This window comes from Pantoea sp. JK, assembly GCF_026130245.1.
Classification (GTDB): domain Bacteria; phylum Pseudomonadota; class Gammaproteobacteria; order Enterobacterales; family Enterobacteriaceae; genus Pantoea; species Pantoea trifolii.
In genome coordinates this window covers 1-21,943 of the sequence record NZ_JAINFN010000008.1, presented here as the reverse complement: position 1 = coordinate 21,943, position 21,943 = coordinate 1, and the positions used below count along the sequence as shown (strand labels likewise).

Annotated in this window: 18 protein-coding genes and 1 rRNA gene; 10 read left to right on the top strand and 9 right to left on the bottom strand. The window is 55.6% G+C overall.

What is annotated here, in order from left to right:
* Window positions 1-43: 43 nt before the first annotated feature.
* The 6 genes from mnmG to ravA all read right to left on the bottom strand — a co-directional run bounded on the left by mnmG (window position 44) and on the right by ravA (window position 8,686).
* Window positions 44-1,933: a tRNA uridine-5-carboxymethylaminomethyl(34) synthesis enzyme MnmG gene (gene mnmG / locus PanJK_RS17000; protein ID WP_176973320.1), complete on the bottom strand. Its 1,890-nt coding sequence runs from the start codon at window positions 1,931-1,933 to the stop codon at window positions 44-46.
* Between the two features lie 442 nt (window positions 1,934-2,375).
* Complete coding sequence (mioC, locus tag PanJK_RS16995; RefSeq protein WP_064738315.1) at window positions 2,376-2,816, bottom strand: FMN-binding protein MioC; 441 nt, start codon at window positions 2,814-2,816, stop codon at window positions 2,376-2,378.
* Window positions 2,817-2,970: 154 nt separating this feature from the next.
* Complete coding sequence (gene asnC, locus PanJK_RS16990) at window positions 2,971-3,432, bottom strand: transcriptional regulator AsnC (RefSeq protein ID WP_008106733.1); 462 nt, start codon at window positions 3,430-3,432, stop codon at window positions 2,971-2,973.
* A 106-nt stretch (window positions 3,433-3,538) separates the two neighbouring features.
* Window positions 3,539-5,686, bottom strand: coding sequence for a 5-histidylcysteine sulfoxide synthase (gene ovoA, locus PanJK_RS16985; protein WP_265301739.1), 2,148 nt, complete (start codon window positions 5,684-5,686; stop codon window positions 3,539-3,541).
* Window positions 5,687-5,732: 46 nt separating this feature from the next.
* Window positions 5,733-7,193 carry an ATPase RavA stimulator ViaA gene (gene viaA, locus PanJK_RS16980; RefSeq protein ID WP_154156963.1) on the bottom strand — a complete coding sequence of 487 codons (1,461 nt, stop codon included), beginning with the start codon at window positions 7,191-7,193 and terminating at the stop codon, window positions 5,733-5,735.
* The gene (gene ravA, locus PanJK_RS16975) at window positions 7,190-8,686 is read right to left on the bottom strand and encodes an ATPase RavA (protein WP_256697883.1); all 1,497 of its coding nucleotides are present in this window, start codon (window positions 8,684-8,686) and stop codon (window positions 7,190-7,192) included. Before ravA ends, viaA begins: the two co-directional genes overlap by 4 nt.
* A 297-nt stretch (window positions 8,687-8,983) precedes the next feature.
* Between ravA and kup the strand changes: the two genes are divergently transcribed.
* Entirely contained in the window at window positions 8,984-10,852 is a 1,869-nt protein-coding gene (gene kup / locus PanJK_RS16970; RefSeq protein ID WP_008106742.1) for a low affinity potassium transporter Kup, read from the top strand.
* Window positions 10,853-10,863: 11 nt separating this feature from the next.
* On the opposite strand, the gene qseC is transcribed toward kup, so the two are convergent.
* Both qseC and qseB read right to left on the bottom strand, forming a co-directional pair.
* Window positions 10,864-12,195, bottom strand: a complete 1,332-nt coding sequence (gene qseC, locus PanJK_RS16965; protein ID WP_265301369.1) for a quorum sensing histidine kinase QseC — start codon at window positions 12,193-12,195, stop codon at window positions 10,864-10,866.
* On the bottom strand, window positions 12,192-12,854 hold the full coding sequence (qseB, locus tag PanJK_RS16960; RefSeq protein WP_008106746.1) for a quorum sensing response regulator transcription factor QseB: 663 nt from the start codon (window positions 12,852-12,854) through the stop codon (window positions 12,192-12,194). Before qseB ends, qseC begins: the two co-directional genes overlap by 4 nt.
* A gap of 180 nt (window positions 12,855-13,034) precedes the next feature.
* Here qseB and PanJK_RS16955 point away from each other — a divergent pair, with 180 nt between their 5' ends.
* The 7 genes from PanJK_RS16955 (at window position 13,035) to rbsR (ending at window position 19,399) form a co-directional block, all read left to right on the top strand.
* Window positions 13,035-13,430, top strand: coding sequence for a YgiW/YdeI family stress tolerance OB fold protein (locus PanJK_RS16955; RefSeq protein WP_008106749.1), 396 nt, complete (start codon window positions 13,035-13,037; stop codon window positions 13,428-13,430).
* A gap of 172 nt (window positions 13,431-13,602) precedes the next feature.
* Entirely contained in the window at window positions 13,603-14,022 is a 420-nt protein-coding gene (rbsD, locus tag PanJK_RS16950) for a D-ribose pyranase (RefSeq protein ID WP_008106751.1), read from the top strand.
* Between the two features lie 7 nt (window positions 14,023-14,029).
* On the top strand, window positions 14,030-15,538 hold the full coding sequence (rbsA, locus tag PanJK_RS16945) for a ribose ABC transporter ATP-binding protein RbsA (RefSeq protein ID WP_265301364.1): 1,509 nt from the start codon (window positions 14,030-14,032) through the stop codon (window positions 15,536-15,538).
* Window positions 15,535-16,506: a ribose ABC transporter permease gene (gene rbsC / locus PanJK_RS16940; RefSeq protein WP_008106756.1), complete on the top strand. Its 972-nt coding sequence runs from the start codon at window positions 15,535-15,537 to the stop codon at window positions 16,504-16,506. The genes rbsA and rbsC overlap by 4 nt, the downstream gene beginning before the upstream one ends.
* 26 nt (window positions 16,507-16,532) lie before the next feature.
* Complete coding sequence (gene rbsB / locus PanJK_RS16935; protein ID WP_008106759.1) at window positions 16,533-17,408, top strand: ribose ABC transporter substrate-binding protein RbsB; 876 nt, start codon at window positions 16,533-16,535, stop codon at window positions 17,406-17,408.
* Between the two features lie 64 nt (window positions 17,409-17,472).
* Window positions 17,473-18,402, top strand: a complete 930-nt coding sequence (gene rbsK, locus PanJK_RS16930) for a ribokinase (protein WP_256697878.1) — start codon at window positions 17,473-17,475, stop codon at window positions 18,400-18,402.
* 4 nt (window positions 18,403-18,406) lie between these two features.
* Window positions 18,407-19,399, top strand: a complete 993-nt coding sequence (gene rbsR, locus PanJK_RS16925; protein ID WP_409455813.1) for a ribose operon transcriptional repressor RbsR — start codon at window positions 18,407-18,409, stop codon at window positions 19,397-19,399.
* Here the strand turns inward: rbsR and mdtD are convergent.
* Window positions 19,396-20,799, bottom strand: a complete 1,404-nt coding sequence (gene mdtD, locus PanJK_RS16920) for a multidrug transporter subunit MdtD (RefSeq protein ID WP_265301358.1) — start codon at window positions 20,797-20,799, stop codon at window positions 19,396-19,398. The genes rbsR and mdtD overlap by 4 nt on opposite strands.
* Here mdtD and PanJK_RS16915 point away from each other — a divergent pair.
* Window positions 20,738-20,950 carry a hypothetical protein gene (locus tag PanJK_RS16915; protein ID WP_256698480.1) on the top strand — a complete coding sequence of 71 codons (213 nt, stop codon included), beginning with the start codon at window positions 20,738-20,740 and terminating at the stop codon, window positions 20,948-20,950. The genes mdtD and PanJK_RS16915 overlap by 62 nt on opposite strands.
* 403 nt (window positions 20,951-21,353) lie before the next feature.
* Window positions 21,354-21,943 (top strand): 16S ribosomal RNA (locus tag PanJK_RS16910); the annotation flags it as partial.

Sequence of the window (21,943 nt, the reverse complement as noted above, 5' to 3'; positions counted from 1 at the left end):
AGAATTCCATTAACGGGGGCGAGTTGCCTCGCCCCAAAGTCTATCAGGCGCTTTTACGCAGCAGGCCCTGTTTTTTCAGGTAAATCAGCAGAATTGAGATTGCCGCAGGCGTGATACCCGAAATACGCGAAGCCTGGCCGATGGACGTCGGTTTGTGATCGTTGAGTTTGGCGATCACTTCATTCGACAAGCCATTCACCTGACGATAGTCGAGCTCAACAGGCAACAAGGTGTTTTCATTACGCAGCTGGCGATCAATCTCTTCCTGCTGACGCGCAATGTATCCTTCGTATTTCACCTGAATCTCCACCTGCTCAGCGGCTTGCTCATCAGGCAGTGCCGGACCGTAGCTGGCGAGTGACGTCAGCAGCGGATAGGTCATCTCTGGACGACGTAGCAGATCTTCACCGCTGGCTTCTTTGGTAAGCGGCGCGCTGATCACCGCGTTCACTTCAGCCACGTTATCCGATTTTGGATGCACCCACAGATCGCGCAGACGTTGACGCTCCTGCTCAATCGCTTCCAGTTTCTGGTTGTAGCGCGCCCAGCGTGCATCATCAACCAGACCGAGTTCGCGACCGGCTTCGGTCAAACGCAGATCGGCGTTATCTTCGCGCAGCATCAAGCGGTACTCCGCGCGCGATGTAAACATGCGGTACGGCTCTTTCGTGCCAAGCGTGCAGAGATCGTCAACCAGCACACCGAGATAAGCCTGATCGCGGCGTGGCGCCCAGCCCTCTTTGTCGGCGGAAGCGCGTGCTGCGTTCAGACCAGCCAGCAAACCTTGCGCTGCCGCTTCTTCGTAGCCGGTGGTGCCGTTGATCTGGCCAGCAAAGAACAGGCCGTGGATAAATTTGCTCTCCAGCGTCGGTTTAAGATCGCGTGGATCGAAGAAGTCATACTCAATAGCATAACCCGGACGGATGATCTTCGCGTTTTCCAGTCCTTTCATCGAACGTACGATCTGCATCTGTACGTCAAACGGCAGGCTGGTGGAGATACCATTCGGGTAGATCTCGTTGCTGGTAAGGCCTTCCGGCTCCAGGAAGATCTGATGCGCGTTGCGATCGGCAAAGCGCATCACTTTGTCTTCAATCGACGGACAGTAACGTGGACCAATACCTTCGATGATCCCGGCATACATCGGGCTGCGATCGAGGTTATTGCGGATCACGTCATGCGTCTGTTCGTTGGTGTAGGTGATCCAGCACGGCACTTGCTGTGGATGCTGTGAAACCTTGCCCATGAACGAGAACACCGGCATCGGATTATCACCGTGCTGCGGTGTTAGCACTGAAAAATCAATCGAGCGTGCGTCGATACGTGGCGGCGTACCGGTTTTCAGACGATTTACGCGCAGCGGCAGTGCACGCAGGCGTTTTGCCAATGGGATTGATGGCGGATCGCCTGCACGGCCACCGCTGTAGTTATCCAGGCCAATGTGGATTTTGCCATCAAGGAAGGTTCCAACGGTCAGCACCACGGTTTTGGCGCGGAACTTCAAGCCCATTTGCGTCACCGCACCGACGACACGATCGTTTTCCACAATCAGATCGTCAACCGCCTGCTGGAAGATCATCAGGTTCGGCTGATTCTCCAGCGCAGTGCGTACCGCCTGGCGATACAGTACACGGTCAGCCTGAGCACGGGTGGCACGAACGGCGGGGCCTTTGCTCGCGTTTAGTATCCTAAACTGGATACCTGCCTGGTCAATTGCCGTGGCCATCAAACCGCCTAAGGCATCCACTTCCTTCACCAGATGTCCTTTCCCGATGCCACCGATCGCCGGGTTACAGGACATTTGTCCAAGCGTATCAATGTTATGGGTGAGTAACAGGGTTTGCTGACCCATTCGGGCTGCGGCCATCGCGGCCTCGGTGCCCGCATGACCACCACCGATTACGATGACGTCAAAAGGATCTGGATAAAACATGAAGTGGGTCCTCGTTAATGTTTCGGACAGGGATCGTTGCCCTGGGCGGTGGATTCTACTGAAATAATGTCGGCGGCGAAAGTCGCGGGATCCTGAGGTTTAAAAGAAAGGATCTTAAGTCTTTTATATGATCTCTCTGTTAGATCTACTATTAGGATCGCATCTTGCTGTTGATAACCCCGAAAAGCGCAGGCTTAACAGCAGATTAGAGAAGATCATTAGCTGTGAATGATCGGTGATCCTGATCCGTATAAGCTGGGATCAAAATAGCGACTTATACACAGGTCAAAATAGAAGCAACCGTTGTTCTTTGGATAACTACTGGTTATACGCATGAATCAGGCTATGTTATCCACAGTCGATCGCGTGTTTAAAGTAAAAAAACAGCGCAATCAACTGGGGATCATTGTAATTTCCCGATCCCCAGCCACTGACGATCGTTTTAAATCTGCGTTTTCCATGTGGCAACCCACACTTCGGCCGCGTCTTCCGGGATCTCATGCTCTAGCACGTCGATCTCCAGTCGATCGCCAATGCGTTTGGCGCCCAACTGGTTCAATTGCTCTTCCAGCAGCTTGATCGCGCCGCAGAAAAGATCGTATTCATGATTACCGATGCCGACTGCGCCATAACGTAAGCCCGAGAGGTCCGGTTTTGTCTCTTGCAGTGCTTCATATAAAGGAAGCAAATTATCAGGCAGTTCACCGGCACCGTGCGTGGAGGTCACAATCAGCCAGATGCCTTCCGGTTGCAGCTCATCCAGCTCTGGGCCATGCAGCACCTCGGTTGAGAAGCCCGCTTCCTGCAGTTTTTCTTCCAGATGTTCAGCAACATATTCGGCGCTGCCAAGGGTACTTCCACTGATTAACGTAATATCGGCCATGATGCTCTCCCGCACTAAAGGCGAGCATTGTACGCTGTGATCAAGCCGTGATCCACCTGTGGAAAACAGGGTTAATAGATGAAAGCATCAGGCGACAAGTCGCGCCATACGCGCGATCTGCCGGGGATAAGTTTGTGCACAGCTTAGAGAGGGATCACGGCTTAATGGTGCGCATGATCGGGTTTTGCAGTGAGATCAGGGTTTCGGTGGATTGGATTTCGTCGATGGTCTGGATCTTGTTGATCAATACCTGTTGCAAAGCATCGATCGATCGGCACATCACTTTGATAAAGATGCTGTAATGGCCGGTGGTGTACCAGGCTTCCACCACTTCATCCAGCGCGTCGAGTTTGCTCAGCGCCGCCGGATAATCGCGCGCGCTTTTGAGGATAATGCCGATAAAGCAGCACACATCGAAGCCGAGCTGACGCGGATCGATCTCCACGCGCGTGCCTAAAATAATGCCCGCCTGACGCATCTTCTCCACCCGCACATGAATAGTGCCGGGGCTGACGTTGAACTGTTTGGCGAGCTCGGCATAGGCGGTGCGCGCATTCTGTAACAGCGCATTCAGAATGCCGCGATCCAGGTTATCCAGCTGAAGGTGTTCCGCCATTATCCATCCTCGTTGAGTTCTTCTTCTATGAATAGAGGAGAATGTGCAGCAAATTAGCGGTGCAGGCAAGGTGCAGACAACAGCCTTGCCGTTGTCTGCCTGCTTTTTAGCGCTTACGCCAGAAGGTCACTTGCGCCTGCGTGTGCTGGAATTTGCGCGCCGTTTCGCGGATCACAAAGGGCACATCCTGCGGCGGTGCCACTTCGTCGAAAGCATCACGCAACAGACGCTGCAGCGCCTGATAGGTCGTCAGTGCTTCGCCATTTTCGCGCACACCGCCCAGCCAGTTCTCTTTTGGTGTGAAATCTTCCAGCCAGGTATACGGCGATGACAGCACCAGCAAACCGCCGGAACGGATCATCGGGATAATATCCTGCAGGAAGCGCTTCGGCTGACGCAGACGATCAATCAGGTTAGAGGCCAGCACCAGATCGTAACGATCCGGCTGCGGCTTCAGGTTACAGGCATCACCCTGCACAAACTGAATACGCTGCGCTTGCTCTGCTTCGAGACCAAACTCTTTCAGCCGCACCTGACGATACTCCACCAGATCCCCTTCTTCGGGCACAACATAGCGGAAATCCTCACCGGAGGTCAGCTGCAGCGCGACATCAATAAAACGCGCCGAGTAATCCATGCCGGTTACCGCGTCGAAGTGTCGTGCCAGTTCAAAGCTGGCACGCCCGGTAGCGCAGCCGATGTCCAGCGCCTGACCGCGCGCAGTGCAGTGCGGCAGCAGTTTTTCCACCAGCGCCGCCGCGTAGTTAGGCACGTTGTAGTAGCTCGGCCCGTACTGGAAATCGAGATACTGCGACACCATGCTGTCAGTTTCATAGGGATTGAGGGCCATGCTCTCTTCATGGGAAGAAACCACATAGCGGAAACCGGCGTGCTGGAAGAAGTGACGACGGAAAGCGTAGCGCGCAGATTTCAGCGCTTCGTTGCCGGTAGAAATCCAGCTGCCACCTTTGATTAGCGCATGTTTGCCATCAAAGGTCGGCGTCGAGAAGTCGTCGTACAGCGGATGCACCTTAAAGCCTTCGAAACCGTTGGTTGGCGTCGTGGTCCACTGCCAAACGTTGCCGACGATGTCGTAAAACTCACCCTGCGCGAAACGGTCGACGGGGCTGGAGGAAGCCCAATACGCCAGATTGATATTGCCCGGTGCTTCAGTCCAATCAGGCTGATCGCCGCCAACCTGCTCACGCAGCAGCGCCCATTCGGCCTCGCAGGGAAGCTGAATAGATTTACCGGTCTCTTCGGCCAGCCAGCGGCAGAAAGCGGCGGCTTCCAGTTGATTCACTTCCGCTGGCCAATCCCACGGCATCGCCACTTCTTCGGCCAGCACGCGCAGTTTTAGCTGATCGGGCAGCTTTTCGTCACCGACCCAGAATGTCGGCATCTGTGCGCCGGAGAATTCACGCCAGCCCCAACCTTCGTCATCCCACCAGCGGCGATTGTTATAACCGTCCGCCGCAATGAAGCGATAAAACTCGGCATTGCTGACCAGCATCTTACTGGCCTTGAACGGCTTGAGTTCGGTCTGCTGGCTGCCGTATTCGTTATCCCAGCCATAAGTATCATCGGTTTTGCCCTGCTGCACGCGGCCGCCGGGCATTGCGATCAGGGTATTTTCCGGTACCGATTGACGATCGTGACGCGCCTGCGGACAAACCGGCCAGTGCGGCTGCGGCTTAACCCATTCAATCGGCAACTGGCGCATCAGCACACTGGACGTTTCCAGATGAATACGCTCGTGCTCAATGCCCATCAACACCACCCACGCCGGGCTGTCCCAGCCGATGGGCAGTTCCAGCGGCAGGGTGCGAATAAACTCACTCACCAGACTTTTCACTTTGCCACGATAGTCGCGCACCTCTGCGATGCTCGGCCAGTCGTAATGGCTGTCGTTGAGATCGTCCCAGCTCATCTCATCGACGCCGATCGCCATCATCGCTTCGATGCGATCGTCAACGCGTTGATCAAGATAGCGGCCTGCCATCAGCTTATTAATGTAGAAGGTCGCGGTGTGGCCGTAATAGAAGATCAGCGGATGGCGCAGCGAAATGGCTTTGTTAAACCAGGCGCGCTCGTCCGCCAGGCAATCAAACAGGCTTTCATACAGTTCCCAGGTTTGGGTGAAGTACGCCAGCAGCTCGGCCCGTTTTTGTTCGGAGTTTTGGCCAGAAAGTTTTAGCGTGCGGGTCGGTGCGGGAAGTTGGGCGGTCGTCACAAGATGCTCCAGTTTGCTCAGTGCTCGAACTTATCACTATAGCAAATTAGCATTTCCGTCAGATGAATTAGCGCTGCCAGCGGCGCAGCAGACGGCTTTTCAGGCCGGTATCGAAGCGCCAGATGTGATCGAAGATGCGCAGGATGCCGGGTTTGCCATGCAGGGACATCGCCACCGCATGGAAACGCTGTTGATGTTGGCGCTGACGCTGTTTAATGGTGCTGACGATGTCGTCCGGCAAACGTTGGGCAATAAAGTCAGAGACGATCACCGCATCCGCTTCCTGCCAGGCGCTGCCTTCCATGCGTTTCACCACCGCCGCAAGGCAGGCAGCGAGATCGGTGCCGCCGCGAAAACGCTGGCTGAGGAAACGGATTGCCTGCTCAATGCCATTGTCGGCGGTGAGTTCATAGCCGATCACTTCATGAGCGAACAGCATGATGTAGCAGCGGCGCTTATCCGCCAGCGCCACTTTCAGCAACGCCAGGCAAAAGGCTTTGGCGCAGCGTTCGTTGAAACCGCCCATCGAACCGGACGTATCAACGCAGACGATAAATGGGCCGCGCGGTTGCTCTTCATGCTGCTGGTGGCTGACCGGACTCATGGTGACTTTTTCATGCCACGCATCGCCCTGCAGACGATAAGTCAGTAAGCGTTTTTCAACTAAGCGCCGGTAAAACTCCAGCTCTAACTCGCTGATGCTCAATGCCGCCAATTCAGGCGGTAACAGACGCAGCACATCATCGCTTTGATGAATGCCGCTGACCTCTTCCGGCACGTTATCCGGTTCGCGTACCAGCTGGTGAAACTCCTCCAGCGGCGCATCCTGCGACGGCACCGATTTAGCTTCGCGGCTGCGACCCAACTGCTGCGCCAGCTTCATCAGCTCCGGCTGCTGGGCGAGGAAATCGCCGTATTGCACGATCAGTTCGTAATCGCCGTGCTGCAGCGGCGCTTTGCTCAAATCCCACAGGCGTCCGGCGGCGGCTTCATCATCATCGGTGAGGATTGGCGCCAGTTGGCCGCTGATCGCCATGCGCTGTTGCAGCTCGGCCATCAAGCGTTCGCGCTGCTCTTCGAGAATGGTTTCATTCAGCGTTAGCGTTTGCAGCGTCAGGCTGAGACGCCAGCGTTGCAGGAACAGCGTGTGTTGCGCGTTGCTGAGCTGGTCGCTTTCGGCATTCAGCAACAGTTTGCTGGCTTCTTCGATGAACGGCGACGGCAGGCTTTTCAGCTGCGTCATGATGTTGGGTAACTGCTGGGTGAAATGTTGTGTGCTGAGCAGCTGCATCTGTTGAAACAGCTGAAACTCCTGCGCCAGCGCTTCTGGCACCGGCGTGACTTTGATCTGCTCGGCGATCTCCGATCGCCAGCGCGGCAGATCGCGCATCATGGCTTGCTTCAGGCGGGGAAACTTCTCAAAGAACAGCGCCAGCTGCGGCGAGGCGAGCAGCGCGATAATCAGCTCTTCGATTAACTCGGTTTCGCCAATCGACAACAGCGCACTCAGCGTCTCCAGTGAGATCATTTTCTCGCCTGTTTCAGCTGTTCCGCGACATCCTGCAGGCTGGTTTCGATGCGTGCCAGCCAGTCATCGCTAATGAACAGACAGCGCTGATGCTGGCTGAACAGCGTGCGCTGCGCGCGCAGCTGGGTTTCCAGCGCGTCATACTCATCGGCGATCTCCTGCGGCATCTCGCTGCTGCTGCTGGCGCCCGGTAGCGTTAGACGCGTGGATTGCAGGCTAACATCGCGCAGCGTCAGACAATGATGCGTATCCACCAGCATATCCAGCGTCTGACCAAAGCCGATGCCGTTCAGCTTGCCGCGAATTTCACCGCCCTTCAGCAGCCACTGCTCCAGTGCTTCACGGCCAATCAGAATGTGCGTTACCTGCATGTCGTGCAGCATTAACGGCTGTTGCAGCATCAGCGTCAGCTGCTCATCGGTAATGGCGGCGGGTAATTCGTAGTGCGGTTTGCGGCTGAACATGCCGCTGTGTTTCTCCAGCGTCAGCGCTTGCGCCACGCTTTGCTGCTGTTGCAGCGCCAGACGGCGGCCTTTGATCTGCTGCAGCTTGTGCAGCAGCGCCTGTTGCTGCCACGCATGTTGCGACATCAGCGTATCGATTTCGCGATCCAGCAGTTTCATCGATGCCACGTCATGCCACAGGCAATCTTTCAGCAGCACTAAGTCGATGGGCGCGATGGTCACGCGACCGCTGTAAAAGGCACTGGCTTGCAACAGGTGAATGGCTTTCTTCCAGCGACGATCGGAAATGTATGGCGCGTCTGGCAGCGTTTCTAACTGCTGACGTAGCTGATAGATCAGTTCAAACACGTGATCCGGCAAACTGACCTGGCTGATGCCTTTCTGCCACTGTTCATACTCTTCATCGCTGATGCGCAGCGATTCCGCCACCGGATTGTCGTTTTCATCCTGCTGGTGGGTGAGCATGCTGCGGAAGTTCTGCTTCTCATGCACGTTATCCAGCCACAAGCGAATCAACATGCGGTCATACAGCGCTTCCAGTCCGCTATCGGCTTCCGGCAGTTCGTTGGAAGCGGTAACCAGCAAGCGCATCGGGATTTTTTCTTCGCTGTCGCCATTGCGGAAGCGGCGTTCGTTGATAGCGGTCAGCAAGGTATTCAGAATCGCCGGGCCGGCTTTCCAGATTTCGTCGAGGAAGACAATTTCAGCATCCGGCAGATAACCTTTGGTCAGACGCTGATAACGCCCTTCATCTTTCAGGGCCTGAATCGATAGCGGACCAAACACCTCTTCCGGGGTGGAAAAACGGGTCATCAGGTATTCAAAAGCGCGGGCGTGCTGGAAGGCGTATTTTAATCGGCGGGCAATCAGACTCTTGGCGATGCCTGGCGGCCCGAGCAGAAACACGCTTTCGCCACTTAAGGCAGCCAGCAAACAGAGGCGGATCGCATGATGGCGTTCATACAGCCCTTTTTCCAGAGCGTTGCTCAGGCGAGAAATTCTTTCTGCCAAAAGATGGGGTTGAGCCATAATCACATCATTATCCTTTTGATCCTGGTGCCGTCATATTCTGGCGAGCGCAATACTCTACTGATTATCATGCGCGATTGCGTTGATAGCCGTCAGCTTTTTTGTTTCAGAAGGTTGATGCGAGAGAACTCGCCGCTTCCAACGGTTTTTTGGCGCTATTTTCGGCGAAAAACCGCGTCACCGACGCGATGGTGGCACTTTGTAAGAGTAGGTTTTTTTGGGAATATGTGCATACTGTGCGCTTTTTGATGGCTTGAGCGGAAGGCAAGTGCCTCCGGCTCCAACAAAAGACAACTTATGAGCTCGGATAAGAAACAGTCCCTTGGGGCCGTCACGCTGGCGGCAATTGGCGTGGTGTATGGCGATATTGGTACTAGCCCGCTCTATACATTGCGTGAATGTCTCTCTGGTCAGTTTGGATTTGGCGTAGAGCGCGAAGCGGTATTTGGCTTTCTGTCGCTGATCTTCTGGCTGCTGATTCTGGTGGTGTCGCTGAAGTACATCAGCTACGTGATGCGTGCGGATAACGCCGGTGAAGGCGGGATTTTAACGCTGATGTCGCTGGCCGGACGCCATACCGGCGCCAGAGCCACGGCAATTCTGGTGATCATGGGACTGATTGGCGGCAGCTTCTTCTACGGAGAAGTGGTGATAACGCCGGCGGTTTCGGTGCTATCGGCGATTGAAGGTCTGGAAATTGCCGCGCCAAGTCTTGATGCCTACATCGTGCCGTTGGCGATTGCAGTGCTGACTTTACTGTTTGTTATCCAAAAACACGGCACCGGCATTGTCGGCAAGCTGTTCGCGCCGGTGATGCTGCTGTGGTTTTTGGTGCTGGCGGTTCTGGGCGCGCGCAGCATTATCGACAATCCTGACGTCCTGCATGCGATGAACCCGTATTGGGCGGTGCACTTCTTCATCCAATATAAAACTGTCTCCTTCTTCGCGCTGGGCGCGGTGGTACTGGCGATTACCGGCGTAGAAGCGTTGTATGCCGATATGGGCCACTTCGGTAAATTCCCGATTCGTCTCGCCTGGTTCATCGTGGTGCTGCCTTCACTGGTGCTCAACTACTTTGGTCAGGGCGCGCTGCTGCTCAAACATCCTGAAGCGATCAAAAACCCGTTCTTCCTGCTCGCGCCGGATTGGATGCTGATCCCAATGTTGATTCTGGCGACCTTAGCCACGGTGATTGCGTCGCAGGCGGTGATTTCCGGCGTGTTCTCATTAACGCGTCAGGCGGTGCGTCTCGGCTATTTGCCGCCAATGCGCATTGTGCACACCTCCGAAGAGGAGTCCGGGCAGATCTACATTCCAGTGATTAACTGGCTGCTCTATTTCTCGGTGGTGATTGTGATTGTCGGTTTTGAGCACTCCAGCAATCTGGCGGCGGCGTACGGCATTGCGGTAACCGGCACCATGGTGCTGACCGCCATTCTCTGTTCAACCGTGGCGATTCAAAACTGGCACTGGAACCGCTATTTGGTGGTGTTGATTCTGATTGCCATGCTGATCATCGACGTGTCGCTGTTCTCCGCCAACCTGATCAAAGTGTTCTCCGGCGGTTGGCTGCCGCTGACACTGGCGTTGATGATGTTCATCATCATGACCACCTGGAAAAGCGAGCGTTTCCGCCTGCTGCGTCGTATGCATGAGCACGGCAATTCTCTCGAAGCGATGATCGCGTCACTGGAGAAATCGCCGCCGGTACGCGTGCCGGGCACCGCGGTGTATATGTCGCGGGCGCTGAATGTGATTCCGTTTGCCATGCTGCATAACCTCAAGCACAACAAAGTGTTGCATGAGCGCGTGGTGTTGCTGACGCTGCGTACGGAAGATGCGCCTTACGTGCACAATGTGCGTCGCGTGACCATCGAACAGCTGTCGCCGACCTTCTGGCGCGTGGTAGCGAGTTACGGCTGGCGCGAAACGCCAAACGTTGAGGAGATTTTCCACCGCTGCGGCCTTGAAGGGCTGAACTGCCGCATGATGGAAACCTCCTTCTTTATGTCGCATGAATCGCTGATTATCGGCGATCGTCCGTGGTATCTGCGCCTGCGCGGCAAGCTGTTCCTCGCGCTGCAACGCAATGCGCTGCGCGCGCCGGATCAGTTTGAAATCCCACCGAACCGCGTGATCGAGCTGGGAACCCAGGTCGAGATTTAACGCTGCGCGCGTCACCAACTCAAAGTGACGCGCAATCCTCCGCTGGCGCGCTGACTGAACTGCAAGCGAACGCCGTGCAGCTGGGCAATATTCTTCACGATAGAAAGCCCTAATCCGCTGCCGGTTTGCGCCTGTCCCGGCGGTCGCCAGAAGCGTTCACCCAACCTTATCAACTGCTCATCGCTGACGCCTGGCCCGTTATCATCAACGGTAATGGCGCGGGCATTGAGCTGCACATCAATAGTGCTGCCCGACGGCGAATAGCGCAGCGCGTTATCCAGCAGATTGCGCACCATCAACCCCAGCAACAGCGGATGACCGTTCATCACCGGTTCGGCATGGCTGGTGAACTGCAAAGCGATGTTTTGTTGTTCTGCCTGCGGGAAGTGCTCCGCCAGCAGGTTTTGCAGCAGCGGTGCCAGCGCCACCGGTTGAAACTCGCTGCGCAGATCGTCTGCTTCCACGCGTGACAGCGTTAAGAGCTGATCCACCAAACGCGTGGCGCGCACAATGCCGCTATCCAGCTGCTGAATCGCCCGTTTACGCATCGCTTCATCATCATCGGCCAGCTGAATCACTTCGCTCTGCACGCGAAGCGCCGCCAGCGGGCTGCGCAGTTCATGGGCGGCATCGGAGGTAAAGCGACGCTCGCGCTGTACCAGATGCGCCATGCGACTGAACAAGCCGTTGAGCGCCACCACCAGCGGCTTCACCTCTTTGGGCAAGCGCGTGTCCGGCAATGGCGTAGCATCATCCGGCGCTCGTTGATGCAGCGAAAGCGTGAGGCGCTTCAACGGGCGCAGTTCGAACCACACCAGCGCCAGCAGCAACAGCAGCATAAAAGGCATGGCGATCAACCACGGCAGCAGGCTACTGAGCGCCAGATCGCGCGTCATATCTTCGCGGTATTCCCACTCTTGCCCAACCACCACGCGATAACGCTTATCCGCAGAGGTGAGCCACACCAAGCGCCAGCTCTCTTTATCGCCGCGCAGGCGGCCATCGGTAAAGCCATCACGTTGGTAATCAAACTCTAAATCACGCCCATTTTCGCCGTCATTGAGCAGCGGCTGGCCGTCGGCGCTGAAAATGGCAAACGCCAGCGCATCGTCATCCTGATCGCCACGATGATGACGCAGGATCGACTTGGTTTTAGGCAGTTTTTCGTCCTGCAGCGAGGTGGGATCGAGCGTAATCAGGCGTTTGGCGAACAGCATTTGCTGAGTATCAAACAGCTCGTCTACCGTATCGCGGGTTTGGTGCCAGGCGCTGAGGCTGGCCAGGCCGCCGCACAGCATAATCAGCAGCACAAAGCCGATGGCGAGGCGCAGAAACAAACTCATTCTGCCGCTCCCAGCGTATAACCGACGCCGTGTACGGTGCGAATAAACTGGCTGCCGAGTTTCTTGCGCAGATGATGAATGTGCACCTCTACCGCATTGCTGGAGACATCTTCATCCCAGCTGTAGAGCTTTTCTTCCAGCTGACTGCGCGTTAGTACACGGCCGGGATTGCGCAGAAACAGTTCCAGCAGCGCCAGTTCGCGGCTCTTCAGGCTGACGGCTTCGCCATCGCACAGCACGCTATGGCTGCCGGGCGCCATCACCACTTTGCCGTGTTTGAGTTCTGGCTGCAGTTGGCCGTGACGGCGACGGATCAGCGCCTGCAAGCGTGCCGCCACTTCTGTCAGCGCAAACGGCTTGCACAGGTAATCGTCGGCACCGAGCTGCAATCCCTGAACGCGCTGATCGAGCGCATCGCGCGCGGTGAGGATCAGCACCGGCACATCCTGTCCTTGCTGGCGCCACTGACGCAGGATATCCAGACCATCGCGTTCCGGCAGCGACAGATCCAGCACCACCGCGTCCCAGGGCGCGGCCGCCAACGCCTGAAATCCGGCTTCGCCGGAGACAAACCAATCCACGCTGAATCCGAGTTTGGTTAACCCGACTTTCAAACCGTCGCCAATCAGCGTGTCATCTTCTATCAGTAAAATGCGCATCTACTCTCCTTCTGTTAAGCGGAGTTATACGAAGCACAATCGCTCTTGTACAGCGAAAATCCCGGCAAATAGACTATTTTTCATGAATGTTAGCCCGACGGATTCTCTTAAGATCCTGTTAAGAACCTTATGGTGAAATAGCTTCCGTAAACCAACACATTCATGGAAAAGAGGTGACATATGAAAAAGTCTGCAGCCCTGTTAGCTATCATCGCCCTGGCCGCCACGCCGGTTCTTGCCGCTCAGCAAGGTGGCTTTGTTGATCCGAATGCGCCATCCGCGCAGGTGAAGTCTGGTGGCTTCAAAGCCGATAACACCAGCGTTGTCACGGTGAAACAGGCCGAAGAGATGAAGGACGATAGCTGGATCACCGTGCGCGGTACGCTTGAGAAGCAAATCGGTGATGAGGATTATCAGTTCCGTGATGCCACCGGCACCATGAAGGTCGAGATCGATCATAAACGCTGGAACGGTTTGACCATCACGCCGAAGGATCAGGTAGAACTGACCGGCGAACTGGATAAAGATTTCAACTCCATCGAACTGGACGTGAAACAGGTACGTAAACTGCCTTAATCCCTGCATCGGGGCCGCAGCAGCGGCTCCAATATCCCACCAAACTCAAATTCTCTCTGGTACAAGCGAAACGTTTCGATAGCGATCACATTTCCGTGATGCCGCCATTGAGTTGCCGTGCGCATTTTATACACTCCCGATCAGCGAAACGTTTCGCTGTGGAGTGGAAGAAATGAAAAAAGGTCGCTTGTTAAACGCTGAAGTCTCTCATGTGATTGCTCGCCTGGGGCACACCGATACGCTGACGATTGCAGATGCAGGCTTGCCGATTCCGGCTGGTCCACAGCGCATCGATCTGGCGTTAACGCCGGGTACGCCCGAATTTTTACAGGTGGTTGAGGTAGTCACGCAGGAGATGCAAGTCGAAAGCGCCCTGATGGCGGAGGAGATTAAGCAGCACAATCCGCAGCTCCATAGCGCACTGCTCGCCGTGCTCGAAGCCTTGCAACAGCACCAGGGGAATGTCATCACCATTCGTTACACCAGCCATGAACAATTCAAACAACAAACGCAGCGTAGTCAGGCGGTCATTCGCAGCGGAGAGTGTTCTCCGTATGCGAATGTCATCCTGAGCGCCGGCGTGACCTTCTGAGGCCGCTATGCAACCGTTATTGCAACTCAAAGGGATTGAAAAGTCGTTTCCCGGCGTGAAGGCGCTGAATGGCGCATCGCTTGCTGTTTATCCGGGACGCGTGATGGCGCTGGTGGGTGAAAACGGTGCCGGCAAATCTACCATGATGAAAGTGCTGACCGGCATTTACAGCATGGATGCCGGTTCCCTGCAGTGGCTCGGTCAGGATGTGGCGTTCTCTGGCCCGAAAGCGTCGCAGGAAGCGGGCATTGGTATTATCCATCAGGAACTTAACCTGATTCCGCAACTGACCGTCGCCGAGAATATCTTCCTTGGCCGCGAATTTGTTAACCGCTTTGGCCGTATCGAATGGAAAAAGATGTATGCCGAGGCGGATGCGCTATTAAAGCGCCTCAATCTGCGCTTCAACAGCCACAAGCTGGTGGGCGATTTGTCGATTGGCGATCAGCAGATGGCCGAGATCGCCAAAGTGCTCAGCTTCGAGTCGAAAGTCATCATTATGGATGAACCCACCGATGCGCTGACCGATACCGAAACGCTGTCGCTGTTCCGCGTCATCAACGAACTGAAAGCGCAGGGCTGCGGCATCGTCTATATCTCGCACCGCATGAAAGAGATCTTCGATATTTGCGATGACGTCACCGTGTTCCGTGATGGGCAGTTTATTGCCGAGCGCGCGGTGTGCGATCTCAGCGAAGAGAGCCTGATCGAGATGATGGTCGGCCGCAAACTGGAAGATCAATATCCACGTATCGATCAGCAGCCGGGTGAGATCCGCTTAAAAGTTGAAAACCTCAGCGGTCCGGGCGTTGATGACGTCAGCTTTACGCTGCGCAAAGGGGAAATCCTTGGCGTGTCGGGCTTGATGGGCGCGGGACGTACCGAACTGATGAAAGTGCTGTACGGCGCGCTGCCGCGCAGCAAAGGTAAAGTCACGCTGAATGGCCGCGAAATCACCACTCGCTCCCCGCAAGAAGGATTGGCGAACGGCATCGTTTATATCTCCGAAGATCGTAAGCGCGATGGTTTGGTATTGGGCATGTCGGTGAAAGAGAACATGTCGCTAACCGCGCTGCGCTATTTCAGCACCGGCGCAGGCAACCTGCGTCACAGCGATGAGCAGTTGGCGGTGGGCGATTTTATCCGCCTGTTCAACGTCAAAACCCCTTCAATGGAGCAGCCGATTGGCCTGCTGTCCGGCGGTAATCAGCAAAAAGTGGCGATTGCGCGCGGCCTGATGACGCGCCCTGATGTGTTGATTCTTGATGAGCCAACGCGCGGCGTCGATGTCGGGGCAAAGAAAGAAATTTATCAGTTAATTAATCAGTTTAAAGTCGAAGGGCTGAGCATCATTTTGGTGTCGTCGGAAATGCCGGAAGTGCTTGGCATGAGCGACCGCATCGTAGTGATGCATGAAGGCCATCTGAGTGGCGAATTTTCCCGTGAGCAAGCTACCCAGGAATCCCTGATGGCGGCGGCAGTCGGTAAGCAACACAGCGAGGAGTTAGTTGTATGAGCACCCAAACCTTACCCGCCAGCCGCCGTTGGTTCAGCAAAGCCTGGCTGCTGGAGCAGAAATCACTGATTGCATTGATCGTGTTGATCGCCGTGGTTGCCAGCCAGAGCCCGAACTTCTTTACGCTGGCCAACATGTTCAACATTCTGCAGCAGACGTCGGTCAACGCCATTATGGCGGTTGGCATGACGCTGGTGATTCTGACTTCGGGCATTGATCTTTCAGTGGGCTCGCTGCTGGCGCTGACTGGCGCGGTGGCGGCATCGATCGTCGGATTAGAGGTGAATGCGCTGGTGGCCGTTGCGGCTTCGCTGGCGTTGGGGGCGGCGATTGGCGGTATTACCGGCGTGATTGTGGCGCGCGGCAAGGTGCAGGCTTTCATTGCCACGCTGGTGATGATGCTGCTGCTGCGCGGCGTCACCATGGTTTACACCAACGGCAGCCCGATCAATACCGGTTTCAACGATAACGCCGATCTGTTTGGCTGGTTCGGTATCGGTCGTCCGCTGGGCATCCCAACGCCGGTGTGGCTGATGGTCGCGGTATTTGGTCTGGCGTGGTACATGCTGCATCACACGCGCCTTGGTCGTTACATCTATGCGTTAGGTGGCAACGAAGCGGCGACGCGTTTGTCGGGTATCAACGTTAATCGCGTCAAAATCATCGTTTATTCGCTGTGCGGCCTGCTGGCGGCATTGGCGGGCACCATCGAAGTGGCGCGTCTCTCTTCCGCTCAACCTACCGCGGGCACCGGTTATGAACTGGATGCGATCGCGGCGGTGGTGCTGGGCGGTACCAGCCTGGCGGGCGGTAAAGGCCGCATCATGGGCACGCTGATTGGTGCATTGATCCTCGGTTTCCTGAACAACGGCCTGAATCTGATGGGCGTATCGTCTTACTACCAAATGATTGTTAAAGCCGTCGTCATTCTGCTAGCGGTGCTGGTGGATAACAAAAGCAGTAAATAACTCTGACCTTCACACAGGATTTAAAAATGAAAAAGTTAACTGCATTGGCCGTCATTCTTGGCGCCACCCTCAGTGCTGGCGCGATGGCAAAGGACACCATTGCTCTGGTGGTTTCAACCCTGAATAATCCGTTCTTTGTGTCTCTGAAAGATGGCGCACAGAAAGAAGCTGACCAACTGGGTTATAACCTCGTGGTGCTGGATTCGCAGAACAACCCGGCGAAAGAGCTGGCGAACGTGCAGGATCTGACGGTGCGTGGCACCAAGCTTTTGCTGATCAACCCAACCGATTCTGATGCGGTGGGTAACGCCGTGAAGATGGCGAACCAGGCGAACATTCCGGTGATCACGCTGGACCGCGTAGCAGCACAGGGCACCGTAGTGAGCCACGTGGCGTCTGACAACCGTTTCGGCGGCAAAATGGCCGGTGACTTCATCGCCAAAAAACTGGGTGATGGCGCGAAGATTATTGAGCTGCAAGGTATTGCCGGTACATCTGCGGCGCGCGAGCGTGGCGAAGGCTTCAAACAGGCAGCCGATGCGCACAAATTCAACATCCTGGCGAGCCAGCCTGCTGACTTCGACCGTACTAAAGGTCTGAACGTGATGCAGAACCTGCTGCAGGGACATCCGGATGTGCAGGCCGTCTTCGCTCAGAACGACGAAATGGCGCTGGGCGCGCTGCGTGCTCTGCAAACCGCCGGTAAAACCGACGTGCTGGTGGTGGGCTTTGACGGCACCGCTGACGGTGTGAAAGCCGTTGAATCGGGTAAACTGACCGCCACTGTGGCTCAGATGCCAGACAAGATTGGTGTGATTGGCGTGCAGACTGCCGATAAAGTATTGAAAGGCGAGAAGGTGCAGGCGGTTAATCCGGTTGACCTGAAGCTGGTTACCAAATAATAAGTAAAGAAAAGCAGGGCAACGCGCCACCGTCCTGGTGGCGCATCTTTCTGGATGAATCCCAATGACCACAAGCGCAAAACTGGCCGTTCTCGGCAGCATCAATGCCGATCACATCCTTAACCTCGCCCACTTTCCACGTCCGGGCGAAACGGTGATCGGGAAACAGTATCAAATTGCCTTTGGCGGCAAAGGGGCCAATCAGGCGGTGGCTGCCGGTCGTGCCGGTGCAGACATTGCTTTTATTGCCTGCGTAGGCGCCGATGATATCGGCGAGCGCATTCGTCAGCAGTTGCAGCAAGACCGCATTGATACCGCACCGGTTGAAACCGTCGCTGATGAATCGACCGGTGTAGCGATGATCTTCGTGAATGGCGAAGGCGAAAATAATATCGGCATCTATTCCGGTGCCAATGCGGCGCTGACGCCGACTCGCGTTGCGCAGCACCAGCAAGTGATTGCCGATGCCGATGCGTTGCTGATGCAGCTGGAATCTCCGCTGGAAAGCGTTCTGGCCGCCGCGAAGATTGCCCGCGCGCAGCAGACGCAAGTGATCCTGAATCCCGCACCGGCCACCGCGCTCTCAGATGAGCTGCTCGCGCTTATCGACATCATCACGCCAAATGAAACCGAAGCAGAAATTCTCACCGGCATTGCGGTGAAGAGCGATGAAGATGCCGCGCGTGCTGCTGCGGCATTGCATGCCAAAGGTATCGATACCGTGTTAATCACTTTAGGCCGTCGCGGTGTGTGGCTGAGTGAGCAAGGCAACGGCGTGCGCATTCCGGGCTTCAGCGTGCAGGCCATCGATACTATTGCGGCGGGTGATACCTTCAACGGGGCGTTTATTACCGCACGTCTGGAAGGTATGCCAATGCACGATGCCGTACGTTTCGCCCATGCCGCCGCTGCGATTGCGGTGACGCGTCCGGGCGCGCAGCCCTCAGTGCCGTGGCGCACTGAGATCGACGCTTTCCTGCAGCAACAGGGCTAAGCGCTTGGCTACCATGAAAGATGTCGCCCGCCTGGCGGGCGTCTCGACCTCCACCGTTTCACACGTCATTAATAACAATCGCTTTGTCAGCGAGCAGGTGCGTGAAAAGGTGGATCAGGCGATTCGCGAGCTTAACTATGCGCCGTCCGCGCTGGCGCGCAGCCTGAAGATCAAACAAACCCGCACCATCGGCATGCTGCTGACCGCCAGCAGTAACCCGTTCTATTCCGAAGTGGTGCGCGGCGTGGAAAACAGCTGCTACGAACGCGGCTATAGCCTGATTCTGTGTAATACCGAAGGCGATGAAGAACGCATGAATCGCAGCCTCGAGACGCTGATGCAAAAGCGCGTCGATGGTTTGTTAATGATGTGCACCGAAACCCATCTGCCTTCAGCGGAGATCCTCAATCGCTATCCGTCGGTGCCGATGGTAATGATGGACTGGGCGCCATTTGAAGGGCGCGGCGACATTATTCAGGATAACGCGCTGCTCGGCGGTGAGCTGGCAACTCAGCATCTGATCGATCGTGGGTATACGCGCATTGCCTGTATTGCTGGCCCGCAGGATAAAACCCCCGCGCGGTTGCGTCTTGAAGGTTTCCATAAGGCGATGGCCAACAGCGGATTATCGGTTCTACCGGGTTTTGTGGTTGATGGTGATTTCGAGTTTCAGGGCGGCTTCAACGCCATGAATCAACTGCTGACGCTGGATACGCTGCCAGAAGCGATATTTACCAGCAACGATGCGATGGCGGTTGGCGTCTATCACGCCTTGTTCCAGGCCGGATTGCGCGTGCCGCAGGATATTGCGGTGATGGGCTATGACAACATCGAGCTGGCGCGTTACCTGACGCCGCCGCTTAGCACTATCCATCAGCCGAAAGATGAGTTAGGCGAACTGGCGATTGATACCTTGATTCATCGTATGAGCGATCCCGACGCCAGTCAGCAAACGCTGGTGCTGACGCCGGAGCTGGTGGAACGCGGTTCGGTCTAAGCCGATTTCTTCTTTTTCTCGCGGTTGGCGATTAGATTACGGCCGTCGCCCGGACGTAACATCATAAAGGTAAAGGCAGACAACACCGTGACGACGCCCATCGTCAGGAAGGTGGCGTGGAATTGCGCGACGGTTGTCGCCTCGACATCCTGATAGAAACGCAGCACTGCGGCGCTCACCGCCACACCAAAGCTGATCGACAGCTGCTGCGTTACCGCCAGCACACTGTTCCCGCCGCTGGCGTTCTCATCATTTAAATCCGCCAGCGTGATGGTGTTCATCGCGGTGAACTGCGTTGACATCGCCATCCCCAGAATCAACAGTGCCGCCAGCAACATCACCACGCTGCCACCCGGCGATTGCAGTGAGAAGGTGGCGATCAATATGCCAATGATGATGGTGATACCCACCAGCGTATGGCGATAACCGAAGCGGCGCAGCACTTGCGTCACAGTGGATTTCGCCAGCAGCGCGCCAATCGCTGTCGGTCCCATCATGCAACCGGCAATCAGCGCAGGATAACCAAAGCCCACTTGCAACATCAGCGGCATCAGGAATGGAATGCAGCCGGTTCCCAGACGCGAAGCGATGTTGCCAAGGATGCCGACCGAGAAGGTGCGGGTTTTAAACATTGGCAGATTAATCAGCGGTGCCGGATGACGACGTGCGTGCACTATATAGAGAAGAAGTAATACAATGCCGCTCAACAGCACCAACACCGCTTGCCACGGCAACACCACGCGTTCGCCAAACAGTTCGATGCCGACCGAGATCAACACCAAACCCAAACCAAACAGCAGGAAGCCTAAAAAGTCGAAGCGGCGTTTTGGTGTCGTGAAGTCCGGCATATATTTGCGCGCATAGAAGATGCCGGCGATACCGATGGGAATGTTGATGAGGAATATCCAGTGCCAGCTGGCGTAGGTCACTAACAACCCGCCGAGCATTGGGCCCAGAATCGGCCCCACTAAACCCGGCATGGTAACGAAGTTCAACACCGGCAGCAGTTCACTGCGCGGATAAGCGCGTAACAGCGCCAGGCGCGCGACGGGCATCATCATCGCTCCGCCAATCCCCTGCACCACGCGCGAGACCACCAACATGCTCAATGACCCGGATAAGGCACAGGCCAGCGAACCCAGCGTAAATAGTGATACGGCAAGAATGAAGATTTTGCGTGTGCCGAAGCGATCGGCCAACCAGCCACTCACCGGGATCAGCATTGCCACCGTTAGCGTGTAACTGATGATGGCGGATTGCATGGCTAAAGGAGAACGTTCAAGGCTGGTGGCGATAGCAGGAAGCGCAGTATTCAGGATGGTGGCGTCAAGTGCTTGCATGAAAAACGCCATGGCGGCGATCCAGGGCAAGCCGGCCATACTGCGCGCGGAGCGAATCATTGAAAGTCCTTCTCGAATAATTGTCAGCCTGCGACAAAGAAATTACGTTTGGTTAAAGAGAATAGCATTGGTGTTTAAGGTGATGGCGCTGATTTGTGCCGATGAAGCGGCGCTTTTGACTGATTCTTCGCCGGGAAATGTCTGTTTTTAACGCGTTCGTTTAAAAAAGAGGCGCTCAGTCATTTTTTTGCAATTAACCCTTGTCAGCTCCGAATAACTCCCTATAATGCGCCACCACTGAGACGGCAAAGCGGCAACGCAGACGCCTCAGCAGGGAGTGAAGAAATTCATCCCGCCGGATGAAAACGCTGAAAAAAGTGTTTGACTCCGAAGGAGAGTAGCGTAGTATACGCCACCTCGCGACAGGCGGTTCAGCCGCTGCTCGCAACGCTCTTTAACAATTTATCAGACAATCTGTGTGGGCACTCGCAGGATTGATATCAGCGTCTCCGGACGCAACAAAATATCAAAGCCTCACGAGTGAACACATAATGAAATTCATTATGACGTTTTACAGATGAGCACCGCTGAACCTGTTTCAGCAAATCAAACTTAAATTGAAGAGTTTGATCATGGCTCAGATTGAACGCTGGCGGCAGGCCTAACACATGCAAGTCGAACGGTAGCACAGAGAGCTTGCTCTCGGGTGACGAGTGGCGGACGGGTGAGTAATGTCTGGGAAACTGCCCGATGGAGGGGGATAACTACTGGAAACGGTAGCTAATACCGCATAACGTCGCAAGACCAAAGTGGGGGACCTTCGGGCCTCACACCATCGGATGTGCCCAGATGGGATTAGCTAGTAGGTGGGGTAATGGCTCACCTAGGCGACGATCCCTAGCTGGTCTGAGAGGATGACCAGCCACACTGGAACTGAGACACGGTCCAGACTCCTACGGGAGGCAGCAGTGGGGAATATTGCACAATGGGCGCAAGCCTGATGCAGCCATGCCGCGTGTATGAAGAAGGCCTTCGGGTTGTAAAGTACTTTCAGCGGGGAGGAAGGCGGTGAAGTTAATAGCTTCACCGATTGACGTTACCCGCAGAAGAAGCACCGGCTAACTCCGTGCCAGCAGCCGCGGTAATACGGAGGGTGCAAGCGTTAATCGGAATTACTGGGCGTAAAGCGCACGCAGGCGGTCTG

Coding starts and splice junctions, on each gene's coding strand:
- mnmG (WP_176973320.1), bottom strand. CDS start 1,933: ATGTTTTATCCAGATCCTTTTGACGTCATCGTAATCGGTGGTGGTCAT.
- mioC (WP_064738315.1), bottom strand. CDS start 2,816: ATGGCCGATATTACGTTAATCAGTGGAAGTACCCTTGGCAGCGCCGAA.
- asnC (WP_008106733.1), bottom strand. CDS start 3,432: ATGGCGGAACACCTTCAGCTGGATAACCTGGATCGCGGCATTCTGAAT.
- viaA (WP_154156963.1), bottom strand. CDS start 7,193: ATGATCTCACTGGAGACGCTGAGTGCGCTGTTGTCGATTGGCGAAACC.
- ravA (WP_256697883.1), bottom strand. CDS start 8,686: ATGGCTCAACCCCATCTTTTGGCAGAAAGAATTTCTCGCCTGAGCAAC.
- kup (WP_008106742.1), top strand. CDS start 8,984: ATGAGCTCGGATAAGAAACAGTCCCTTGGGGCCGTCACGCTGGCGGCA.
- qseC (WP_265301369.1), bottom strand. CDS start 12,195: ATGAGTTTGTTTCTGCGCCTCGCCATCGGCTTTGTGCTGCTGATTATG.
- qseB (WP_008106746.1), bottom strand. CDS start 12,854: ATGCGCATTTTACTGATAGAAGATGACACGCTGATTGGCGACGGTTTG.
- PanJK_RS16955 (WP_008106749.1), top strand. CDS start 13,035: ATGAAAAAGTCTGCAGCCCTGTTAGCTATCATCGCCCTGGCCGCCACG.
- rbsD (WP_008106751.1), top strand. CDS start 13,603: ATGAAAAAAGGTCGCTTGTTAAACGCTGAAGTCTCTCATGTGATTGCT.
- rbsA (WP_265301364.1), top strand. CDS start 14,030: ATGCAACCGTTATTGCAACTCAAAGGGATTGAAAAGTCGTTTCCCGGC.
- rbsC (WP_008106756.1), top strand. CDS start 15,535: ATGAGCACCCAAACCTTACCCGCCAGCCGCCGTTGGTTCAGCAAAGCC.
- rbsB (WP_008106759.1), top strand. CDS start 16,533: ATGAAAAAGTTAACTGCATTGGCCGTCATTCTTGGCGCCACCCTCAGT.
- rbsK (WP_256697878.1), top strand. CDS start 17,473: ATGACCACAAGCGCAAAACTGGCCGTTCTCGGCAGCATCAATGCCGAT.
- PanJK_RS16915 (WP_256698480.1), top strand. CDS start 20,738: ATGAAAAACGCCATGGCGGCGATCCAGGGCAAGCCGGCCATACTGCGC.
- mdtD (WP_265301358.1), bottom strand. CDS start 20,799: ATGATTCGCTCCGCGCGCAGTATGGCCGGCTTGCCCTGGATCGCCGCC.